This is a genomic window from Micromonospora sp. NBC_00617, assembly GCF_045161355.1.
Classification (GTDB): Bacteria; Actinomycetota; Actinomycetes; order Mycobacteriales; family Micromonosporaceae; genus Micromonospora.
This window is the reverse complement of record NZ_CP107751.1, coordinates 4855900-4872469: the sequence shown is the minus strand read 5'-3', so window position 1 is coordinate 4872469 and position 16570 is coordinate 4855900. Positions and strand designations below refer to the sequence as shown.

The window sequence follows — 16570 nt, the reverse complement described above, 5'->3', positions numbered from 1 at the left end:
CGCCTGACATTGGCTGAGCGCGGCGGCGTCAGACCCGCCAGATCCAGGCGTCGGCGATGCGGGTGGCCGGGCCGTACAACTGCTCCAGGGTCGCCCGCAGGCTGTCGGCGTGCGGCGCGTCGTCGGCCAGTGCCACGCAGGACGCTCCCCAGAAGTCGACGTCCCGGGCGGCCTGCCGGCGCTGCTCGTCGCCGATGGCCGGCTGGTCGCCGCGGCGGGCGACGTCGGCCAGCAGGGCCGAGGTGGGCTGCTTGAAGGTGCCCATGGCCGCGGTGCCACCGCGCCCGTACGGGCCGATGAAGAACCCCTCGGGCAGACCGAACCCGGCGTCGGCGGCGGCTGCCCAGCGCATCGGCCACGGTTCCTTGGGGGTGGGCAGTGGCACCGGGACCAGCACCCCGCCCGGGCGGACGCACTGCCGCCAGTGCCCGCCGGTGATGAACTCCGGCACGGCGGGCCGCTCGGCGGTCGGCAGTGGGGTCGGAAAGATCGGCAGCAGGGCGGCGATGACGGCCAGCGGCACCAGCCGCCGCGCCCGGCCGGTGCCGCGCAGTGCCCGGTCGACGGCCACGACGAGCACCGTCGCCACGATCGGGAGCAGCGCCAGCCCGAACCGCATCGGCAGCGCGCCGTCCACCACCGGCAACCCGGCCAGCAGGGCGTACGGGCCGGGCAGCGCGGTGCGGGTGCCGCCGAGCACCACCTCCGGGCCGAGGGAGAGCGCGCCCATCACCAGCGCCGCCACCACGCAGGCGAGCACCAGCCGGCGCCGGCCGGCCCAGACCGCGCAGACGGCGGTGACCAGCAGCAGCGGCCAGCCGAGGAAGGTGTTGTACTCGGCGGGGCCGGTGGTCAGCCGGGACGCCTCGTCGCTGCCGGCGACCGACAGCGGGGAGACCGCCCACCAACTGCTGAGGTCGGCCGAGAAGTAGGCCGGGCTGAACATCCCGTCGGCGACGCCCTGCGGCCCGGCGAACTGGAACCACAGCGGGTAGCCGAGCACCAGCAGCGCCAGGCCGGCGGCGATCGCCAGCCCGCCGGCGAATCCGGGCAGCGCGCGCCGGGCGAGGTCCCGGTCCGCGACGGCGTAGCTGATCACCATCACCAGCAGTGCGACGGCGGAGAGGAAGAGGACCTCCTCGCCGATGAAGACCTGCGCGGTGACGGCCGCGGCCAGCCCGGCCGCGGAGCTGATCATCCGTCGTCGGTCGGGGCCGGCCGATCGGGCGCGGCCCGTCGCGTCGGGTGTCGTGGGGCCGGGGTCGGATGCGCGGAGCAGCCGGAGCACCAGCCAGATGATCACCGGCACCAGCCACTGCGCCGTCATGTGCAGGTGGCTGTTGGACTGCGAGATCATGCCCGGACCGAAGCCGCACAACCCGCCGCCGAGCGCGGCGGCGAGGCGGTGGGCGCGCAGCGTCCGGTGGAACAGCAGGTACCAGGCGAGGGCGGTGCCGGCCAGGTTGGCGGCGGCGAGCAGCGCGAACGTGGTGGGCGCGCCGAGTAGGAGGGTGATCGGCGCGCAGACCACACCGAGCGCGATGACCGTGGTGTTGGCCATCAGGTTGACGCCGTCCGGGGCGTTGAGCCGGTCGGTGAGCAGGTGGAAGTCGCCGAGCAGCGCCCTCGCGTCGACCGCCAGGAACCATTCGTAGAGCGTCTGGTCCTCGGGGTTGAGCGCCAACGTTCGCCCACCCGGGTCGGGCCACAGGCCGTGGGTCAGCCAGCCGGCCAGCGCCACCCAGGCCAACGCGATCAGCAGGTCTGCCCGGTGGCGGCGGACGGCGGCCAGCAGCCGGACGGCCCGGGGTCGGCGGTTGACCTGATCCTCGAGACGGAAGACCTGGTCAGGGGCGGCGTCGGGGGCCGTTGGGGCTGCGCTGCTCACGGCATCGACCCTAATGTGGCCAGCCCGGCGGGGTACGCCGGGTCGCCGCCGACCGGCTACGGTGACACTGCACCGTGCGTGTCGGCGCGCGGGTGCCACCCGCCCGGGTGGTGGAACGGCAGACACGGCCGCCTTAAAAGCGGCTGCCGAAAGGCGTGCGGGTTCGACCCCCGCCCCGGGCACCCAGCCGCCACGGCCTCCGCGTTCCCATCGTGATCACCAGGAGTGGGTCGGGCAGTTTACTCTTGGAGCGCACGTTCACGTGCAAACGACCCCCTGAGGGAGGCCAGACAGTGAAGACCTCGAACCCGGTGCTCGCCCGGCTCGGCCAGGCGGCCGAGCGGGAGCGCTCCGCCGGGTACGCACCGACCGGGCCGTACGGACAGCCCGGCATTCCCCAGCAGTACCCGTCCCAGGCCGGCTACCCGGCCGCGCCGCCGGCCGTGGCGCCGATGACCGTCGACGACGTCGTCGTCAAGACGGTTGCGCTGTTCGGCATCCTCGGCATCACCGCCGCGGCCGCCTGGGTGCTCGTGCCCGACGCGCTGGTCGGCGCCGCCTGGATGGGCGCGGCGGTCGTCGGCCTGGTGCTCGGCCTGATCATCTCGTTCTCCCGGATGGCCAACCCCGCGCTGGTCATCACGTACGCGGTCGTCGAAGGTGTCTTCGTCGGCATGGTCAGCAAGGCGTTCGAGTCCGCCTACGACGGCATCGTGCTCCAGGCCGCCGTGGCCAGCTTCGGCATCTTCTTCGTGATGACGATGATCTACAAGGCGAAGATAATCCGGGCCACCCCGGTCTTCGTCAAGGTCATGACTTCGGTGATCATCGGCCTCGCCGCGGTCATGCTGATCAACCTGGTGCTGGCGCTGTTCGGCATCAACACGGGTCTGCGTGACGGCAGCCCGCTGGCCATCGGCTTCAGCCTCGTCTGCATCGTGGTCGCGTCGCTGAGCTTCGTGCTCAGCTTCAAGGAGATCGAGGACGGCGTCCGGATGGGCCTGCCCCAGCGCTACTCCTGGGTCGCCGCGTTCGGCATCCTGGTCAGCCTGGTCTGGCTCTACATCGAGATCCTGCGCCTGCTGAGCTACTTCCAGGGCGACGACTGACCTCGTCCGCACTGCCGACCGGCGCCCGCTCCCGCTCACCGTGGGGGCGGGCGCCGTCGTCCGCGCTGTTTCGCCGCCGCCGTCGGGCCGTCCGGGGCAGAGTGACTGCGAGGGGTACGCGGGCGAAGGAGGCGACGGTGCGCAGCAACAACCCGGTGCTCAACCGGCTGGACGAGACCGGCCGGTTGGAGTCCCGGGTGGTCAGCTCCCGCGACGTCGAGCCGATGACAGTCGACGACGTGGTGGTGCGTACCGTCGGACTGCTCCTGCTCACCGGCGTGGCGGCCGCGGTGTCCTGGGCGCTGGTGCCCGACGTCGTGTGGTTGGGGGCGGCGCTGGCCGGCACCGCCCTGGCCTCGATCGCGCTGGTCCTGGTCATCTCGCTGCGGGGGATCACCAACCCGGTGCCGATCGTCGGCTACGCGTTGCTTCAGGGGTTGCTGCTGGGGGTCGCCAGCCGGACCTTCCAGCAGGTCTACCCGGGGATCGTCGTGCAGGCGGTGGCCGGCACCTTCGGCGTCTTTTTCGGCATGGCCGCGCTGTACCGGGCGCGGGTGATCCGTGCGACGCCCCGGCTGGCCCGCCTGGTGATCGGCACGCTGCTCGGCATCGCCGTGCTGAGCGTGGTCAACCTCGTGTCGTACCTGATCTCCGGCCGGCCGGGGCTGGCGGTCTACAGCGTCAGTGGGGAGGTCGGCTGGCTGCCGTACGCCTTCTCAGTCGTGGCGATCATCGCCGGTGCGTTCAGCTTCATCCTCGACTTCGACCTCGTCGAGCGTTCGGTACGCGACGGCCGACCCCGCCGGTACGCGTGGCTGAGCGCGTTCGGTCTGCTCACCGGCCTGGTCTTCCTCTACTGGCAGCTGCTACGGCTGCTCAGCTACCTGCGCCGCTGAGCGGCCCGGGGTGTCGGGGTCGGCGTCGGCCGTAGACTCGGCGGCGATGAGCGCAGAGGAGTTGGAGCGGGCCGTGCGGTTGCTGGTCCGCCAGGTCGGGCACTGGGAGCAGCCGCGCTGGGCGGCGGCCGCGACCACCGGCAACCTGCCCCGCGCCGACCTGATGCACCGGCTGGTGCAGGAGGTCGCCAATCTGGCCGCCGACGCTGAGGGACAGCCCCGCCGGACCGTGCCCCGGCTGGACAACGACCTGGCCCTGCCCGACCAGTTGCGCGTGGTCACGGCCGACCTGCTGGCCGCCGGGGCCGACGCCGAGGCGCTGGCGCGGGCCGCCGCCGAGGTGACGGCGACCCGCGGCGCGCTCTGAGGTCGGGTCAGCTCAGGCGTTCGAGCACCATGGCCATGCCCTGGCCACCGCCGACGCACATGGTCTCCAGACCGATGGTCTTGTCGTGCCACTCCAGCGCGTTGAGCAGGGTGCCGGTGATCCGGGCGCCCGTCATGCCGAACGGGTGGCCGACGGCGATCGCGCCGCCCATGACGTTCAGCTTCTCCTCCGGGATGCCCAACTGCCGGTAGGAGGGGATCACCTGGGCGGCGAACGCCTCGTTGATCTCGACCAGGTCGACGTCGTCGATGGTCATGCCGGCCCGGCGCAGCGCCTGCCGGGACGCCTCGACCGGCCCGAGGCCCATGATCTCCGGCGACAGCGCGGTCACGCCGGTGGAGACGATCCGGGCCAGCGGGGTCAGGCCCAGCTCCTCGGCCCGCTGGGCGCTCATCACGACGACGGCGGCGGCGCCGTCGTTGAGCGGGCAGCAGTTGCCCGCGGTGATCCGGCCGTCCGGGCGGAACACCGGCTTCAGGCCGGCCACCGCGTCCAGGGTGACGCCAGCGCGGGGGCCGTCGTCGGTGCTCACCACGGTGCCGTCCGGCGTGGTGACCGGGGTGATCTCCCGGGCCCAGAAGCCATCGGCGATGGCCTTCTCGGCGCGGTTCTGGCTGCGGACACCGAACTCGTCCATGTCGGCGCGGGTGACGTCGTACACCTGGGCCAGGTTCTCCGCGGTCTGCCCCATGGTCAGGTAGATGTCGGGCAGCTCACCGGCCTCGCGCGGGTCGGTCCAGACCTCGGCGCCGCCCTGCGCGCGGCGCTTCGAGCGCTCAGCGGCCGCCGCGAAGCGCGGGTTTTCCCAGCCGCCGCCGACGAGGGCCTGCGCCTCGGGAGGCAGCCCGTCGGAGCTGCCGCGGGCGTATCGGGAGACCATCTCGACACCGGCGGAGACGAACACGTCGCCCTCGCCGGCGCGGATCGCGTGCAGCGCCATCCGGGTGGTCTGCAACGAGGAGGCGCAGTAGCGGGTCAGCGTGGCGCCGGGGACGGTGTCCAGCCCGAGCAGGGTGGCCACCACGCGGGCCATGTTGAAGCCCTGCTCACCGCCGGGCAGGCCGCACCCGAGGTAGATGTCGTCGATGGTGCTCGGGTCGAGTTGGGGGACCTTGTCCAGCGCGGCCTGGACGATGGTCGCGGCGAGGTCGTCAGAGCGGACACCGCGCAGGGACCCCTTGTGCGCCCGACCGATGGGGGAGCGGGCGGTAGCGACGATGACGGCGTCGCGGGACGACTCAATCGGCATGAGCCAACGTTAACCCGCCGGTAACATGGCGCGGAAGAAGCAGGCGCGGCGGGAAATGTCACCCCGGGCCGGGCGGTGCTCTAGCGCCGGGAGGCGACCGCCGCCGCGGCAGCGACAGCCGGCAGCAGGGCATGCGCCCACACCCGGTAGCCGTCGGCGGAGGGGTGGAAGCCGTCGTGGCAGAGCGTCCCCGCGTCGGCCCGGAAGACCGGCCCGGTCTCGGTGGCCAGGTCGACCACCGCGCCGCCCGCCTCCAACACCGCCGTGGTCTGCGCGCGGGCCACCCGCCGCCCGGACCAGCCGACCAGCTGACGCAGCGGCGGCGCGATGGCGCGTACGGCGCCGAGGTCGGGGCAGGTGCCCACCACCACCTCGACGCGCGCCTCCCGCAGCCGGTGCACCGCCGCCCCGAGATAGGCGGACGCGTCGGCGGGCCGGCGCAGCCCGGTGGCGTCGTTCGCGCCGATCAGGATCAGCGCCACGTCGGGCCGCTCGCCGAGCAGGGCCCGGGCGACCTGGGTGGCCAGGTCCGTCGAGCGGGACCCGGAGACGCCGACGCTGGACAGGTGCACCCGGCGGCCGGTCGGACCCTCGGCGAGCAGGTTGGCCAACTGCCCGCCGATGGTGTCGTCGAGGCGGTCGACGCCCACGCCCAACGCCGACGAGTCACCGAGCAGCACCAGCCGCAGCGGTGCGGCGTCGGCCCGACCGATCGTGGCCCGCAACGCCAGCCCCAGCTCCGGCTCGGCGTAGCGCCGGTGCCGGGCGACGAACGCCTCACCGGCCAGGACGGCGACGCCGCCCACCGTGCCGGCAAGCAGCGACAGCGCCGCCGCCCGACCCAGGCGGCCGGGAAGACCGGCGGTCACGCTCCGCTCGCTGCGCTCGTTCATGCCAGTCCCTCCACTGTCGAAGTGTCCGTCGCGGAGCCGGACCGCGGCACCGTGTTGACACCGAAAAACGCCCGGCGACGCAGCTGCGCCCACCGGCCGGCCGGCCCTCGATCGCGGCCCCGGACCTGGGTGCCGCTGACCTCGGTGCCGGCGTGCCGGGCCGCCTCCTGCGCGGCCTTTGGCAGCGACCGTACGCCCTCGCCCCGCGCCGGTGTGACCCGTCGCTCCGGCCCGGAGCCGAGCGCCGAGAGCATCGTCGGCAGCAGAGCGGCGGCGGCCATCGCGTACCCCTCGGCGGAGGGGTGGAACCGGTCCCAGGCGAACATTCGGTGCGGTTCGGCGGCGAACCGTGGGCCGAGCAGGTCGCCGAGGGACACCGTCGAGCCGCCCGCCTCGACCACCGCCACCGTCTGGGCGGCGGCGAGCTGGCGACTCCACCGGTGCGCCAGCCAACGCAGCGGTGGCTGGATCGGCCGGATCGCGCCGAGGTCGGGGCAGGTGCCGACGACCACCTCGCAGCCGGCGTCGCGCAGCGCGTGGACCGCCTCGACCAGATAGCGCACCGCCAGGCCGCGCGGCGTGCGGTTGGTGATGTCGTTGCCGCCGATCAGGATCACCGCGATGTCCGGCGCGCACTCCAACGCCGCCTCCACCTGGTGCCGGAGCGCCGCGGAGATGGCGCCGACCACCGCGAAACGACGCACCAGAACCGGCCGGTGCAACCGCCGGGACAGCCCGGTGGCGAGCAGCGCCCCCGGTGTCTCCCGGCGGCGGTGCACCCCGTAGCCGGCCGCCGACGAGTCACCGAGCACGACCATGGTGAGCGGGGGGCCGGGGAACTTCGCGCCGTACATCCCGTCGCAGCGCGGCGGCGGGGCCTCGGCCATCGGGATGGTGCGCCGGGCCTGGCGGGCCTGGCCGAGCAGCACCCCGCCGGTGGCCATCGCGGCCGCCGCGGTGACGCCCGTCCCGATAGCCGCCAGCCGGGCGATCCGCCAGGCCTGCCGCCAGCGCGGACCAACGGGTACGACAGAACCAGCCACCCCCATATGCCGACATTATCGCGCCGGCCCGACACGCCGCTGTCGTCGTCCCGGCTCGGGAGTGCCTGGAAACCGACGCGACGGGGTACCTGTCCGGTGGAGGCCGGCCGACTTGCGCCGACCCGCCACGCTGATCCGGCGGAGAGGAGCGCGACGATGGGGAAGACACTGAAGCGCAGCGCGGCGTTCACGGCCCTGGCGCGGGCCCTGGCGGCGGGGGCGCGCGGCGGGCCCTCGCTGGGCACCCGACTGGCGGCGCTGCCCCGGATGATCCGGGCGACGACCCGGAGGGAGTACGACGGTGGCCTCCGGCTGGCCCTGATGACGGCGGCCACGGCGTACATCGTCTCGCCCATCGACCTGCTGCCGGAGATCCCACTGGCGATCTTCGGGCTGGCCGACGACGCAGTGATGATCACCTGGCTGGCCGGCAGCGTGCTCGCCGAGACCGACCGTTTCCTTGAGTGGGAGGCCCGACGCAGCTCGGTCATCCCCGGGGGGCTGGTGCCCTGACGGCACGTACGCTGGTCGGCGAGGATACGTCTGCCCGGCCGCCGTCGCCGGCGCCGCAACGAAGGGCACACCGTGCAGTACTACGACAACGTCGTCGACATGATCGGCAACACCCCGCTGGTCCGCCTGCGCAACGTCACCGAGGGCATCCAGGCCACCGTGCTCGCCAAGGTGGAGTACGTCAACCCGGGCGGCTCGGTGAAGGACCGCATCGCGCTGCGCATGGTCGAGGATGCCGAGGCGGCGGGCCTGCTGCGGCCCGGTGGCACCATCGTCGAGCCGACCAGCGGCAACACCGGTGTCGGGCTCGCCCTGGTCGCCCAGCTCAAGGGCTACAAGTGCGTCTTCGTCTGCCCCGACAAGGTCAGTCAGGACAAGCAGGACGTGCTGCGGGCGTACGGCGCCGAGGTGGTGGTCTGCCCGACCGCCGTCGCGCCGGAGGACCCGCGCTCGTACTACAACGTCTCCGACCGGCTGACCCGGGAGATTCCCGGCGCCTGGAAGCCCGACCAGTACAGCAACCCGGCGAACCCGCGTTCGCACTACGAGACGACCGGCCCGGAGCTGTGGAAGCAGACCGAGGGCGGGCTCACCCACTTCGTGACGGGCGTCGGCACCGGCGGGACGATCTCCGGCATCGGGCAGTACCTCAAGGAGGCCTCCGACGGCCGGGTGAAGGTCATCGGGGCCGACCCGGAGGGCTCGGTCTACTCCGGCGGCACCGGCCGGCCGTACCTGGTCGAGGGCGTCGGCGAGGACTTCTGGCCGGAGACGTACGACCGGGGTGTGGCCGACGAGATCGTCGAGGTCTCCGACAAGGCGTCCTTCGAGATGACCCGGCGGCTGGCCCGCGAGGAGGGCCTGCTGGTCGGGGGCTCCTGCGGGATGGCCGTGGTCGCCGCGTTGGAGGTGGCCCGCAAGGCCGGCCCGGACGACGTGATCGTGGTGCTGCTGCCCGACGGCGGCCGGGGTTACCTGTCGAAGATCTTCAACGACTCGTGGATGGCCCGGTACGGCTTCCTGGACAACTCCGGCCACGAGCCGACGGTGGCCGACGCGCTGGCCAGCAAGCCGGGCGGCCTGCCCGAGCTGGTGCACGTACACCCGACCGAGACGGTCCGCGACGCGATCGACTACATGCGCGAGTACGGCGTCTCGCAGCTGCCCGTGCTCAAGGCCGAGCCGCCCGTGGTGACCGGTGAGGTCGCCGGCTCGATCGCCGAGCGAAACCTGCTCGACGCGCTGTTCACCGGTCAGGCCCACCTGCACGACACCATCGAGCGGCACATGGGCGACCCGCTGCCGATGATCGGTGGCGGCCAGCCGGTGAGCGAGGCCGTCGGCCTGCTGGAGAAGTCCGACGCCGCGCTGGTCCTGGTCGACGGCAAGCCCAAGGGCGTCCTGACCCGCCAGGACCTCCTGGCCCACCTGGGCGCCCACTAAACCGCAAGGAAGGGCACCTTCTTAACGCCCCGTGTAGAGCAGGGGTCCCTTATTAACAAACGCGCTCCCGGCCGCCGGCCTTCGGCGGCCGGGAGTCGGCAGCCGTGCCAAGCAGCAAGCGGCGGCGACGCGCATGTTAATAAGGGACCCCTGTACAACCGGAGGCGTTAAGAAGGTGCCCTTCCTTGCACGTCAAAGGCGGCGGGTGTAGCGCAGTTGCGGGGTGGGGGCGGTGCCGATGTACTCCTCGCGCTGCGCGCCCGTCGGCGCCCACCCGCCGCGCTCGTAGAACGTGCGGGCGTGCGCGTTGTCGCGTAGCACCCAGAGCACCGCCCGCTGCCAGCCCCGCGCCCGCATGGCATCCAGGGCGTCGACCATCAGCGCCCGGCCGACGCCCCGGCCCTGCTCGGTCGGGTCGAGGTGGATGGCGTTGAGTAGCCCCGTCGCCGGGTCGTCCTCGTCGTCCGGGCCCAGGTAGCTGAACCCCACGAGCGCTCCGGCCCGCTCCGCGACGGTCAGTCGGTGGGTGTCCTGTTCCCATCTCCACCGCTCGGTCCAGTACGCGCCCATCGCCGCCGGTGTCGGGTCGGCCAGCGCCTCGGGCGGCAGGAAGGCGGAGTACGCGGCGACCCGGGAACGCTGGTGCAGGGCACCCACCGCCATCAGATCGCCTTCGGTCGCGGGGCGGAGCGTGACGGTCATCCGGCCGAGGCTACCCGGCGCGGCGGGACCTGCACGGTGGTCAGATCCTCGGCGATGACCAGGTCGCCGTCGAAGTGCGCGCGGGCCTCGTCGAAGAACCGGCGCGGGTCGGGGTAGCGCTGCGAGAAGTGCGTGAGCACCAGCCTGCGTACCCCCGATTCGGTCGCCACCCGCGCGGCCTGCGCCGCGGTCAGGTGGCCGACCTCGGCGGCGAGCGCGGCCTCCGACTCCAGGAACGTCGACTCGATGACCAGCAGGTCGGCGTGCTCGGCCAGGGCGTACACCCCGTCGCAGAGGCCGGTGTCCATCACGAAGGCGAACCGCTGCCCCGGCCGGGGCACGCTCACCTCGTCGCGGGTGACGCGACGACCGTCGAGGTCCAGGTGCCCGACGCGGATCAGCTCGCCGACGGCCGGACCGGCGATGCCGTACGCGGCCAGCTTCTCCGGCAGCATCCGGCAGCCGTCCGGCTCGATCAGCCGATAGCCGTACGTCTCGATGGGGTGCCGCAGCCGGCGGGCCTCCAGCGTGCCGCAGCTCAGGGCGATCCGTTGACCGTCGGTCTCGATCGGGGTGACCGCCAGCTCGGCCGTCTCGTAGAAGGAGGTGGCGTGCCGCAGTCGGGCGAAGTACTCGGCGCCGCCCGCCGGGAAGTGCACGGCGACCGGATGCGCCACCCGGTCCAGCGAGAGTCGCTGGATGGTGCCCGGCAGGCCGAGGCAGTGGTCGCCGTGGAAGTGCGTGACGCAGATCCGGGTCAGGTCGGTCGCGGTGACCGTGGTGTGCAGGAGTTGCCGCTGGCTGCCCTCGCCCGGGTCGAAGAGGATCACCTCGTCGTCCCAGCGCAGCACGTACCCGTTGTGGTTGCGCTGCCGGGTGGGCGTCTGGCTGGCCGTCCCGAGAATCACCAGCTCGCGCATCGACACACTGATCTCCCGCAGCTATGGAGCGACCCCCGGGGCGCTCCGCGCTGTCGCGCGGGCCGGCTGGACTTGGCCGGCACCCCGGGGGTCGGGTGGCTGTCTGGAATTCGCCGCACCGCTGCCACACGGTCTCGACGGTCGTACTGGTTGCCCGCCTCGCGGCGGACGGATCACTGTCGAGGACAGCGGCTAGCTGACAGCCACCTCACGAGTCCGATTGCTATACAAGTCTGGACCACCTCCTTTCACGTGTACCTGCACGCTATCGAGTCCCCGGCGGGCTCGGCAACGGATTTCGATCACAGGGCCAAACGGGAATGCCCGGCCACCTCGTGGGCAGCCGGGCATCGCGTTCACGCAGGTGGGTCAGCCGCCGACGCGGGCCACGCCGACCGGGCAGCTCAGGCCGTTCGGGCCGTGGTTGCAGTACCCGTTCGGGTTTTTGGTCGGGGCGAGGTACTGCTGGTGGTAGTCCTCGGCGAAGTAGTAGTTGCCGAGCGGGGCGATCTCGGTGGTGATCTCGCCCTTGCCGGCCCGCGTCACGATCGGCTGGAACGCGTCCCGGGACGACTCCGCGATGGCCCGCTGCTCGTCGGTGGTCGTGTAGATCGCCGACCGGTACTGGGTGCCCACGTCGTTGCCCTGGCGCATGCCCTGGGTCGGGTCGTGGTTCTCCCAGAAGACCTTCAGCAGGTCCTCATACGTGATCTTGCTGGGGTCGTACACCACCTGGACGACCTCGGCGTGCCCGGTCCGGCCGGAACACGTCTCCTCGTACGTCGGGTTCTTGGTGATGCCACCCGCGTAGCCGGCGGACGTGGTGTAGACACCGGGCAGCGTCCAGAACAGCCGCTCAGCGCCCCAGAAGCAGCCCATGCCGAAGACCGCTACCTGCAGCCCCTCCGGGAACGGGCCCTTCAACGGGGTGCCCAGCACCTCGTGGCGGTCGGCGACCGGCATGGCGATCTGACGGCCCGGCAGGGCCTGGTCGGGCGAAACCATCTCGGCGTTCATACGGCGCAAAAACACGTGGGGATCTCCTCTCGTACCTCTCGCAGCGTGCAACACCGGTGGGTCTACCTTCCTTACCCACGCGGGTGTGAGTCAGGCCGCGCCCGAGAGCGCGGCGGCGACCCGGTCCGCGTAGGTCTGGGCCTCGGCGTCGTCCGCGTAGCGCGTACGCGGCCAGAAGAACCCGCGCAGCCCGTCGCCCTTGGTGCGCGGCACCACGTGGGTGTGCAGGTGCGGGACGGACTGGGACACCTTGTTGTTCACCGCCACGAACGTTCCACCGGCCCCCAGAGCGGACTCCACGGCCACCGCCAGGCGCTGGACCAGGGCGAAGTAGCCGGGCAGCAGGTCGGCCGGGAGCTCGGCCAGGGTCACCAGGTGCACCCGGGGCACCACCAGCACGTGTCCCTTGAACACCGGGCGGGTGTCGAGGAACGCCACCCCGTCGGCATCGTCCGCGACCCGGAACGCCGGCACGTCACCCGACACGATCCCGCAGAACACGCACCCGCTCATCGCCCCAGGCTATGTCGGCGGCTGCGCAAGACGCGCGCCCCCGCGCATCCATCGACTGTGGTAGCCATTTACCGATCTGGATCAGCCTGCCCGTTCCGGTCGGCCGACCGGCCCGCCGACCTTTTGGCCGGCACGTGAGGGCCGGGCCGGATGGTCCGGCCCCGCCCGGAACACGGGTTCCGTTCCAGCCCTCGGGACGGGGGCACTAGCCTCACCAGCATGAGTCACGGCTTCGAGACGCTTGCCATTCACGCCGGTCAGGACCCTGAGGCCCGCACCGGTGCGGTGATCCCGCCGATCTACCAGACCAGCACGTACGCCCAGGACGCGGTCGGCGCGCCCCGGCTCGGCTACGAGTACAGCCGCTCCGGCAATCCGACCCGGGACGCCCTCCAGGAGTGCCTGGCCGCGCTGGAGGGCGGGCCGGTGGGCCTCGCCTTCGCCAGCGGCCTGGCCGCGGAGGACACCCTGCTGCGGGCCGTCTGCCAGCCGGGCGACCACGTGATCATCCCGGACGACGCGTACGGCGGCACCTACCGGCTATTCGCCCGGGTGGCCCAGCGCTGGGGCCTGGAGTTCACCCCCGCCAAGGTCTCCGACGCGGCCGCGGTCCGGGCCGCCGTGCAGCCCGGTCGGACGAAGATCGTCTGGGTGGAGACGCCGACGAACCCGCTGCTCGGCATCGCCGACATCGCCGCCCTGGCCGCCGTGGCACACGACGCGGGCGCGCTGCTGGTTGTCGACAACACCTTCGCCTCGCCGTACCTCCAGCAGCCGATCGCCTTCGGCGCGGACGTGGTGGTGCACTCCACCACCAAGTACATCGGTGGGCACTCCGACGTGGTCGGTGGCGCGCTCGTCGTCGCCGACGCCGGGCTCGGCGAGGAGTTGCGCTACCACCAGAACGCGATGGGCGCGATCAACGGCCCGTTCGACGCCTGGCTCACCCTGCGCGGCATCAAGACCCTCGGGGTACGCATGGACCGGCACTGCGACAACGCCGAGCGGCTCGCCGCGTACCTCGACGGGCACGCCAAGGTGGCCGAGGTGATCTACCCCGGGCTGCCCTCGCACCCCGGTTACGAGCTGGCCGCCAAGCAGATGCGCCGGTTCGGCGGCATGATCTCGTTCCGCGCCGCCGGTGGTGAGGGCCACGCCGTGGAGATCTGCAACCGCGCCAAGCTCTTCGTGCTCGCCGAGTCGCTCGGCGGCGTGGAATCCCTGATCGAACACCCGGGTCGGATGACACACGCAAGTGCTGCCGGCTCGCCGCTTGAAGTTCCCGGCGATCTCGTGCGACTGTCTGTCGGCATCGAGACGGTCGACGACCTGCTCGCCGATCTGGAGCAGGCGCTGGGCTGACCGCTGGGAAGGATGGCCGTGCAGGACATCATGGCGACCTGGGTCGGGGCGACCGCCAAGCAGATCGCCCGAGGCGTACGCCGGGGTGACGTCTCGGCCACCCAGGTCGTCGCCGACCACCTGGAGTACATCGCCTCGGCCGACCGCGAGCTGGTCGCCTTCCGCGCCGTTCGCGGCGGCGAGGCGATCACCGAGGCCGAGAAGGTCGACGAGCAGGAGGACCTGGCCAACCTCCCCCTGGCCGGGGTGCCGGTGGCGGTCAAGGAGAACACCCCGGTCGCCGGCCTGCCCACCTGGAACGGATCGGCAGCCGTGCGGACCGACGTCGCGGAGGCCGACCACGAGGTGGTGCGTCGGCTGCGCGGCGCCGGCGCGGTGATCCTCGGAGTCACCCGGATGCCGGAGCTGGGGCTGTGGGCACTCACCGACGACGACAGCGCGGTGACCCGCAACCCGTGGGACAACACGCGTACCCCCGGTGGCTCCTCGGGCGGCGCCGCCGCCGCGGTGGCCGCCGGCCTGGTGCCCATCGCGCACGGCAACGACGGTCTCGGCTCGATCCGGATTCCCGCGGCCTGTTGCGGCCTGGTCGGGCTCAAGCCCGGCCGGGGCGTGGTCCCCTGCCAGCTCGGCGCGGAGGACTGGTTCGGCCTCACCGAGCACGGCATGCTGACCAGCACGGTCGCGGACGCGGCGGTCGGCTTCTCGGTGCTCGCCGGCCGGCGAGCGGAGAAGCTGGTCCCGCCGCAGCGGCTGCGGGTGGGTGTCTCACTGCGCTCCCCGGTGCGCGGCGTCGCAGCGGACGCGCCCAACCGGGACGCGGTGGCCACCGCCGGCCGGCTGCTCGCCGCCGCCGGGCACGACACCGTGCCAGCCGATCCGGTCTACCCCACGGCCCTGGGCCTGCAGGGCATCGCCACCTGGCTCGCCGCGGCGGCCACCGACGTCCGGGCCGCCGGGCTGGACCGGCGCGGTCTCCAGCGCCGTACTCGGCGGCACGTCGCGCTGGGCGAGTGGGCGCAGCGTCGCGGTTACGTCCGGGAGGCCGACCGGGCCGCCTGGCGGCAGCGCTCGGTCGACTTCTTCACCGACCACTCGGTCGACCTGCTGCTCACCCCCGCGCTGGCCAGCGCGCCGCCGGAGGCCGGGCGCTGGTCCGAGCGGTCCTGGCGGGCGAACATGTCGGCCAACATCCGGTACGCCCCGTACGCCGCGCCGTGGAACATCGCCGGCCTGCCGGCGATCGTGGTGCCGGTGGGCCGCCGGCCGGACGGCCTGCCGGTTGCCGTGCAGATCGTCGGCCCGCCCGGCTCGGAACTGCTGCTGCTCGGCGTGGCCGGTCAGTTCGAGATGGCCGCCCCGTGGCCGCGTCACGCCCCCGGTTATCCCCTCGTCGGAACGGGGTCGCCGGCCGCCGCATGATCGTCTACCGTGTGCGCGCAACGTCGCGCGGACCCGGGGGACTCCAATGCGCTGCCAGACCTGCGGGGACCCCACGTCCCCCGAGCACAACGACTGCCAGCGCTGCCACACGCCGTTGGGCCAGCCCGCCGTCACGCCGGGCCTGCCGACCTACCGCGTACGCGGGATCGGCCTGGCCGCGAACATCGCCGTCGGCGCGACCGCCGTGCTCTACCTGGTGGTGGCGCTGTCCCCGCTGATCGGCATGGTGATGGCCCGGCAGGCCAGGGCCAACGACGACGCTGACCTGCTGCTCGGCGCGGTGCTCGTCGGCGGGCTGCTGTCGCTGCTCATGGCGGTGGCGCAGATCACCGCCGCCGTACTGGTGATCATCTGGACGTGGCGGACCCGGAAGAACACCGACGCCTTCCCCGGTGCACTGCCGACCCTCGGGGCCGGCTGGGCCATCGCCGGCTGGCTGGTGCCCTTCGCGAACTTCGTGGTGCCGGCCCGGGTCGTGGCCAACGTGGCGCGGGACAGCCTCTGGCGGCGGTTCACGCCGACTCTCGTGGTCGTCTGGTGGTGCGCCTGGCTGGTGTTCAGCGTCGGCGACCGGGTGAGCAGCCGCTTGGACGATCGGGCGTACGACCGGCTGCCGGAGACTCCGTTCACCGACGCCGGCTACCAGGCGTACGTCGACTACTACGGCGACTCTCTGCTCCGCAATACCCTGCCCGCGCTGGGCTGTGCGATCGCCGCGGTGACGCTGATCGTGCTGATCCACCGGATCTCCGCCGCGCAGGAGGCCCGGATCGCCCGCGCCGCCCCGGTGTGGCCGACCGCCCCGGTGTGGCCAACGGCCCCGGTGTGGCCAGCGGCCCCGGTGTGGCCAGCGGCCCCGGTGTGGCCAGCGGCCCCGGTGTGGCCGGCGTCCCCTTCGTCCTCGGCCGGTCCCGCTCCGACGATGGCGACCCCGGCGAGCCCTGCCGCGCCAGAGGCCCCGGCCGCGACTCCGGCGGGCCCGGCCGCGACTCCGGCGGGCCCGGCCGCGACTCCGGCGGGCCCGGCCGCGACTCCGGCGGCCCCTGCCGCACCGGAGGCCGCGCCGACACCGTGATCCACTCGGGATCGCCGAGGTGGCGGTGTCGGGCGCGGTTGACATCGCCACATCGGGGACGTCGAGTGGATCAACCCGGTGTCGCCGCAGGAGCCGCCGGAGCCGGGTGGCACGAT

General features: G+C 72.8%; 15 protein-coding genes, 1 tRNA gene and 1 pseudogene. 9 read left to right on the top strand and 8 right to left on the bottom strand.

What is annotated here, in order from left to right; all coding sequences use genetic code 11:
- Positions 1–28: 28 nt before the first annotated feature.
- Positions 29–1888, bottom strand: a complete 1860-nt coding sequence (locus tag OG505_RS22280) for a hypothetical protein (protein WP_405427211.1) — start codon at positions 1886–1888, stop codon at positions 29–31.
- Positions 1889–1989: 101 nt separating this feature from the next.
- On the opposite strand from OG505_RS22280, the gene OG505_RS22275 reads away from it, so the two are divergent.
- The 4 genes from OG505_RS22275 to OG505_RS22260 all read left to right on the top strand — a co-directional run bounded on the left by OG505_RS22275 (position 1990) and on the right by OG505_RS22260 (position 4260).
- Positions 1990–2070: transfer RNA gene (locus OG505_RS22275), tRNA-Leu, on the top strand.
- A 111-nt stretch (positions 2071–2181) separates the two neighbouring features.
- The gene (locus tag OG505_RS22270; RefSeq protein ID WP_405427209.1) at positions 2182–2997 is read left to right on the top strand and encodes a Bax inhibitor-1/YccA family protein; all 816 of its coding nucleotides are present in this window, start codon (positions 2182–2184) and stop codon (positions 2995–2997) included.
- Positions 2998–3134: 137 nt separating this feature from the next.
- The gene (locus OG505_RS22265) at positions 3135–3893 is read left to right on the top strand and encodes a Bax inhibitor-1/YccA family protein (RefSeq protein WP_405427207.1); all 759 of its coding nucleotides are present in this window, start codon (positions 3135–3137) and stop codon (positions 3891–3893) included.
- A 46-nt stretch (positions 3894–3939) separates the two neighbouring features.
- A complete protein-coding gene (locus OG505_RS22260; RefSeq protein WP_405427205.1) occupies positions 3940–4260 on the top strand; it encodes a hypothetical protein in 321 nt (106 codons plus the stop codon).
- A 7-nt stretch (positions 4261–4267) separates the two neighbouring features.
- Here OG505_RS22260 and OG505_RS22255 read toward each other — a convergent pair whose 3' ends face one another.
- From OG505_RS22255 to OG505_RS22245, 3 genes and pseudogenes are all read right to left on the bottom strand, one after another.
- A complete protein-coding gene (locus OG505_RS22255) occupies positions 4268–5530 on the bottom strand; it encodes an acetyl-CoA C-acetyltransferase (RefSeq protein ID WP_405427203.1) in 1263 nt (420 codons plus the stop codon).
- Positions 5531–5610: 80 nt separating this feature from the next.
- A complete protein-coding gene (locus OG505_RS22250; RefSeq protein WP_405434639.1) occupies positions 5611–6399 on the bottom strand; it encodes an SGNH/GDSL hydrolase family protein in 789 nt (262 codons plus the stop codon).
- Positions 6391–7472 (bottom strand): annotated as a pseudogene (locus OG505_RS22245) (SGNH/GDSL hydrolase family protein); the annotation flags it as partial. The pseudogene OG505_RS22245 and the gene OG505_RS22250, both read right to left, overlap by 9 nt.
- A gap of 150 nt (positions 7473–7622) precedes the next feature.
- Here OG505_RS22245 and OG505_RS22240 point away from each other — a divergent pair.
- Positions 7623–7979, top strand: a complete 357-nt coding sequence (locus OG505_RS22240; RefSeq protein ID WP_405427201.1) for a YkvA family protein — start codon at positions 7623–7625, stop codon at positions 7977–7979.
- 72 nt (positions 7980–8051) lie between these two features.
- Positions 8052–9422, top strand: a complete 1371-nt coding sequence (locus OG505_RS22235) for a cystathionine beta-synthase (RefSeq protein ID WP_405427199.1) — start codon at positions 8052–8054, stop codon at positions 9420–9422.
- Positions 9423–9614: 192 nt separating this feature from the next.
- On the opposite strand, the gene OG505_RS22230 is transcribed toward OG505_RS22235, so the two are convergent.
- The 4 genes from OG505_RS22230 to OG505_RS22215 all read right to left on the bottom strand — a co-directional run bounded on the left by OG505_RS22230 (position 9615) and on the right by OG505_RS22215 (position 12574).
- On the bottom strand, positions 9615–10124 hold the full coding sequence (locus OG505_RS22230) for a GNAT family N-acetyltransferase (RefSeq protein WP_405427198.1): 510 nt from the start codon (positions 10122–10124) through the stop codon (positions 9615–9617).
- Positions 10121–11050: a ribonuclease Z gene (locus OG505_RS22225; protein ID WP_405427196.1), complete on the bottom strand. Its 930-nt coding sequence runs from the start codon at positions 11048–11050 to the stop codon at positions 10121–10123. Before OG505_RS22225 ends, OG505_RS22230 begins: the two co-directional genes overlap by 4 nt.
- A 363-nt stretch (positions 11051–11413) precedes the next feature.
- Positions 11414–12076, bottom strand: a complete 663-nt coding sequence (gene msrA, locus OG505_RS22220) for a peptide-methionine (S)-S-oxide reductase MsrA (protein ID WP_405427194.1) — start codon at positions 12074–12076, stop codon at positions 11414–11416.
- A gap of 75 nt (positions 12077–12151) precedes the next feature.
- Positions 12152–12574: an HIT family protein gene (locus tag OG505_RS22215; RefSeq protein ID WP_405427192.1), complete on the bottom strand. Its 423-nt coding sequence runs from the start codon at positions 12572–12574 to the stop codon at positions 12152–12154.
- A gap of 219 nt (positions 12575–12793) precedes the next feature.
- Here OG505_RS22215 and OG505_RS22210 point away from each other — a divergent pair, with 219 nt between their 5' ends.
- Genes OG505_RS22210 through OG505_RS22200 form a run of 3 tightly spaced genes read left to right on the top strand, consistent with a single transcriptional unit; the run spans position 12794 to position 16454 of the window.
- Positions 12794–13936 (top strand): cystathionine gamma-synthase, encoded by a 1143-nt coding sequence (locus OG505_RS22210; protein ID WP_405427190.1) that lies wholly within the window; start codon positions 12794–12796, stop codon positions 13934–13936.
- Positions 13937–13948: 12 nt separating this feature from the next.
- Positions 13949–15358: an amidase gene (locus OG505_RS22205; protein ID WP_405427188.1), complete on the top strand. Its 1410-nt coding sequence runs from the start codon at positions 13949–13951 to the stop codon at positions 15356–15358.
- Positions 15359–15404: 46 nt separating this feature from the next.
- Positions 15405–16454 (top strand): DUF4328 domain-containing protein, encoded by a 1050-nt coding sequence (locus OG505_RS22200; RefSeq protein WP_405427186.1) that lies wholly within the window; start codon positions 15405–15407, stop codon positions 16452–16454.
- The last annotated feature ends 116 nt before the right edge of the window (positions 16455–16570 follow it).

What these genes read in the sequence shown, in the direction of transcription:
- OG505_RS22260 (WP_405427205.1), top strand. Translation starts at nt 3,940, where the DNA reads ATGAGCGCAGAGGAGTTGGAGCGGGCCGTGCGGTTGCTGGTCCGCCAG.
- OG505_RS22255 (WP_405427203.1), bottom strand. Translation starts at nt 5,530, where the DNA reads ATGCCGATTGAGTCGTCCCGCGACGCCGTCATCGTCGCTACCGCCCGC.
- OG505_RS22240 (WP_405427201.1), top strand. Translation starts at nt 7,623, where the DNA reads ATGGGGAAGACACTGAAGCGCAGCGCGGCGTTCACGGCCCTGGCGCGG.
- OG505_RS22230 (WP_405427198.1), bottom strand. Translation starts at nt 10,124, where the DNA reads ATGACCGTCACGCTCCGCCCCGCGACCGAAGGCGATCTGATGGCGGTG.
- OG505_RS22215 (WP_405427192.1), bottom strand. Translation starts at nt 12,574, where the DNA reads ATGAGCGGGTGCGTGTTCTGCGGGATCGTGTCGGGTGACGTGCCGGCG.
- OG505_RS22210 (WP_405427190.1), top strand. Translation starts at nt 12,794, where the DNA reads ATGAGTCACGGCTTCGAGACGCTTGCCATTCACGCCGGTCAGGACCCT.
- OG505_RS22205 (WP_405427188.1), top strand. Translation starts at nt 13,949, where the DNA reads ATGGCCGTGCAGGACATCATGGCGACCTGGGTCGGGGCGACCGCCAAG.
- OG505_RS22200 (WP_405427186.1), top strand. Translation starts at nt 15,405, where the DNA reads ATGCGCTGCCAGACCTGCGGGGACCCCACGTCCCCCGAGCACAACGAC.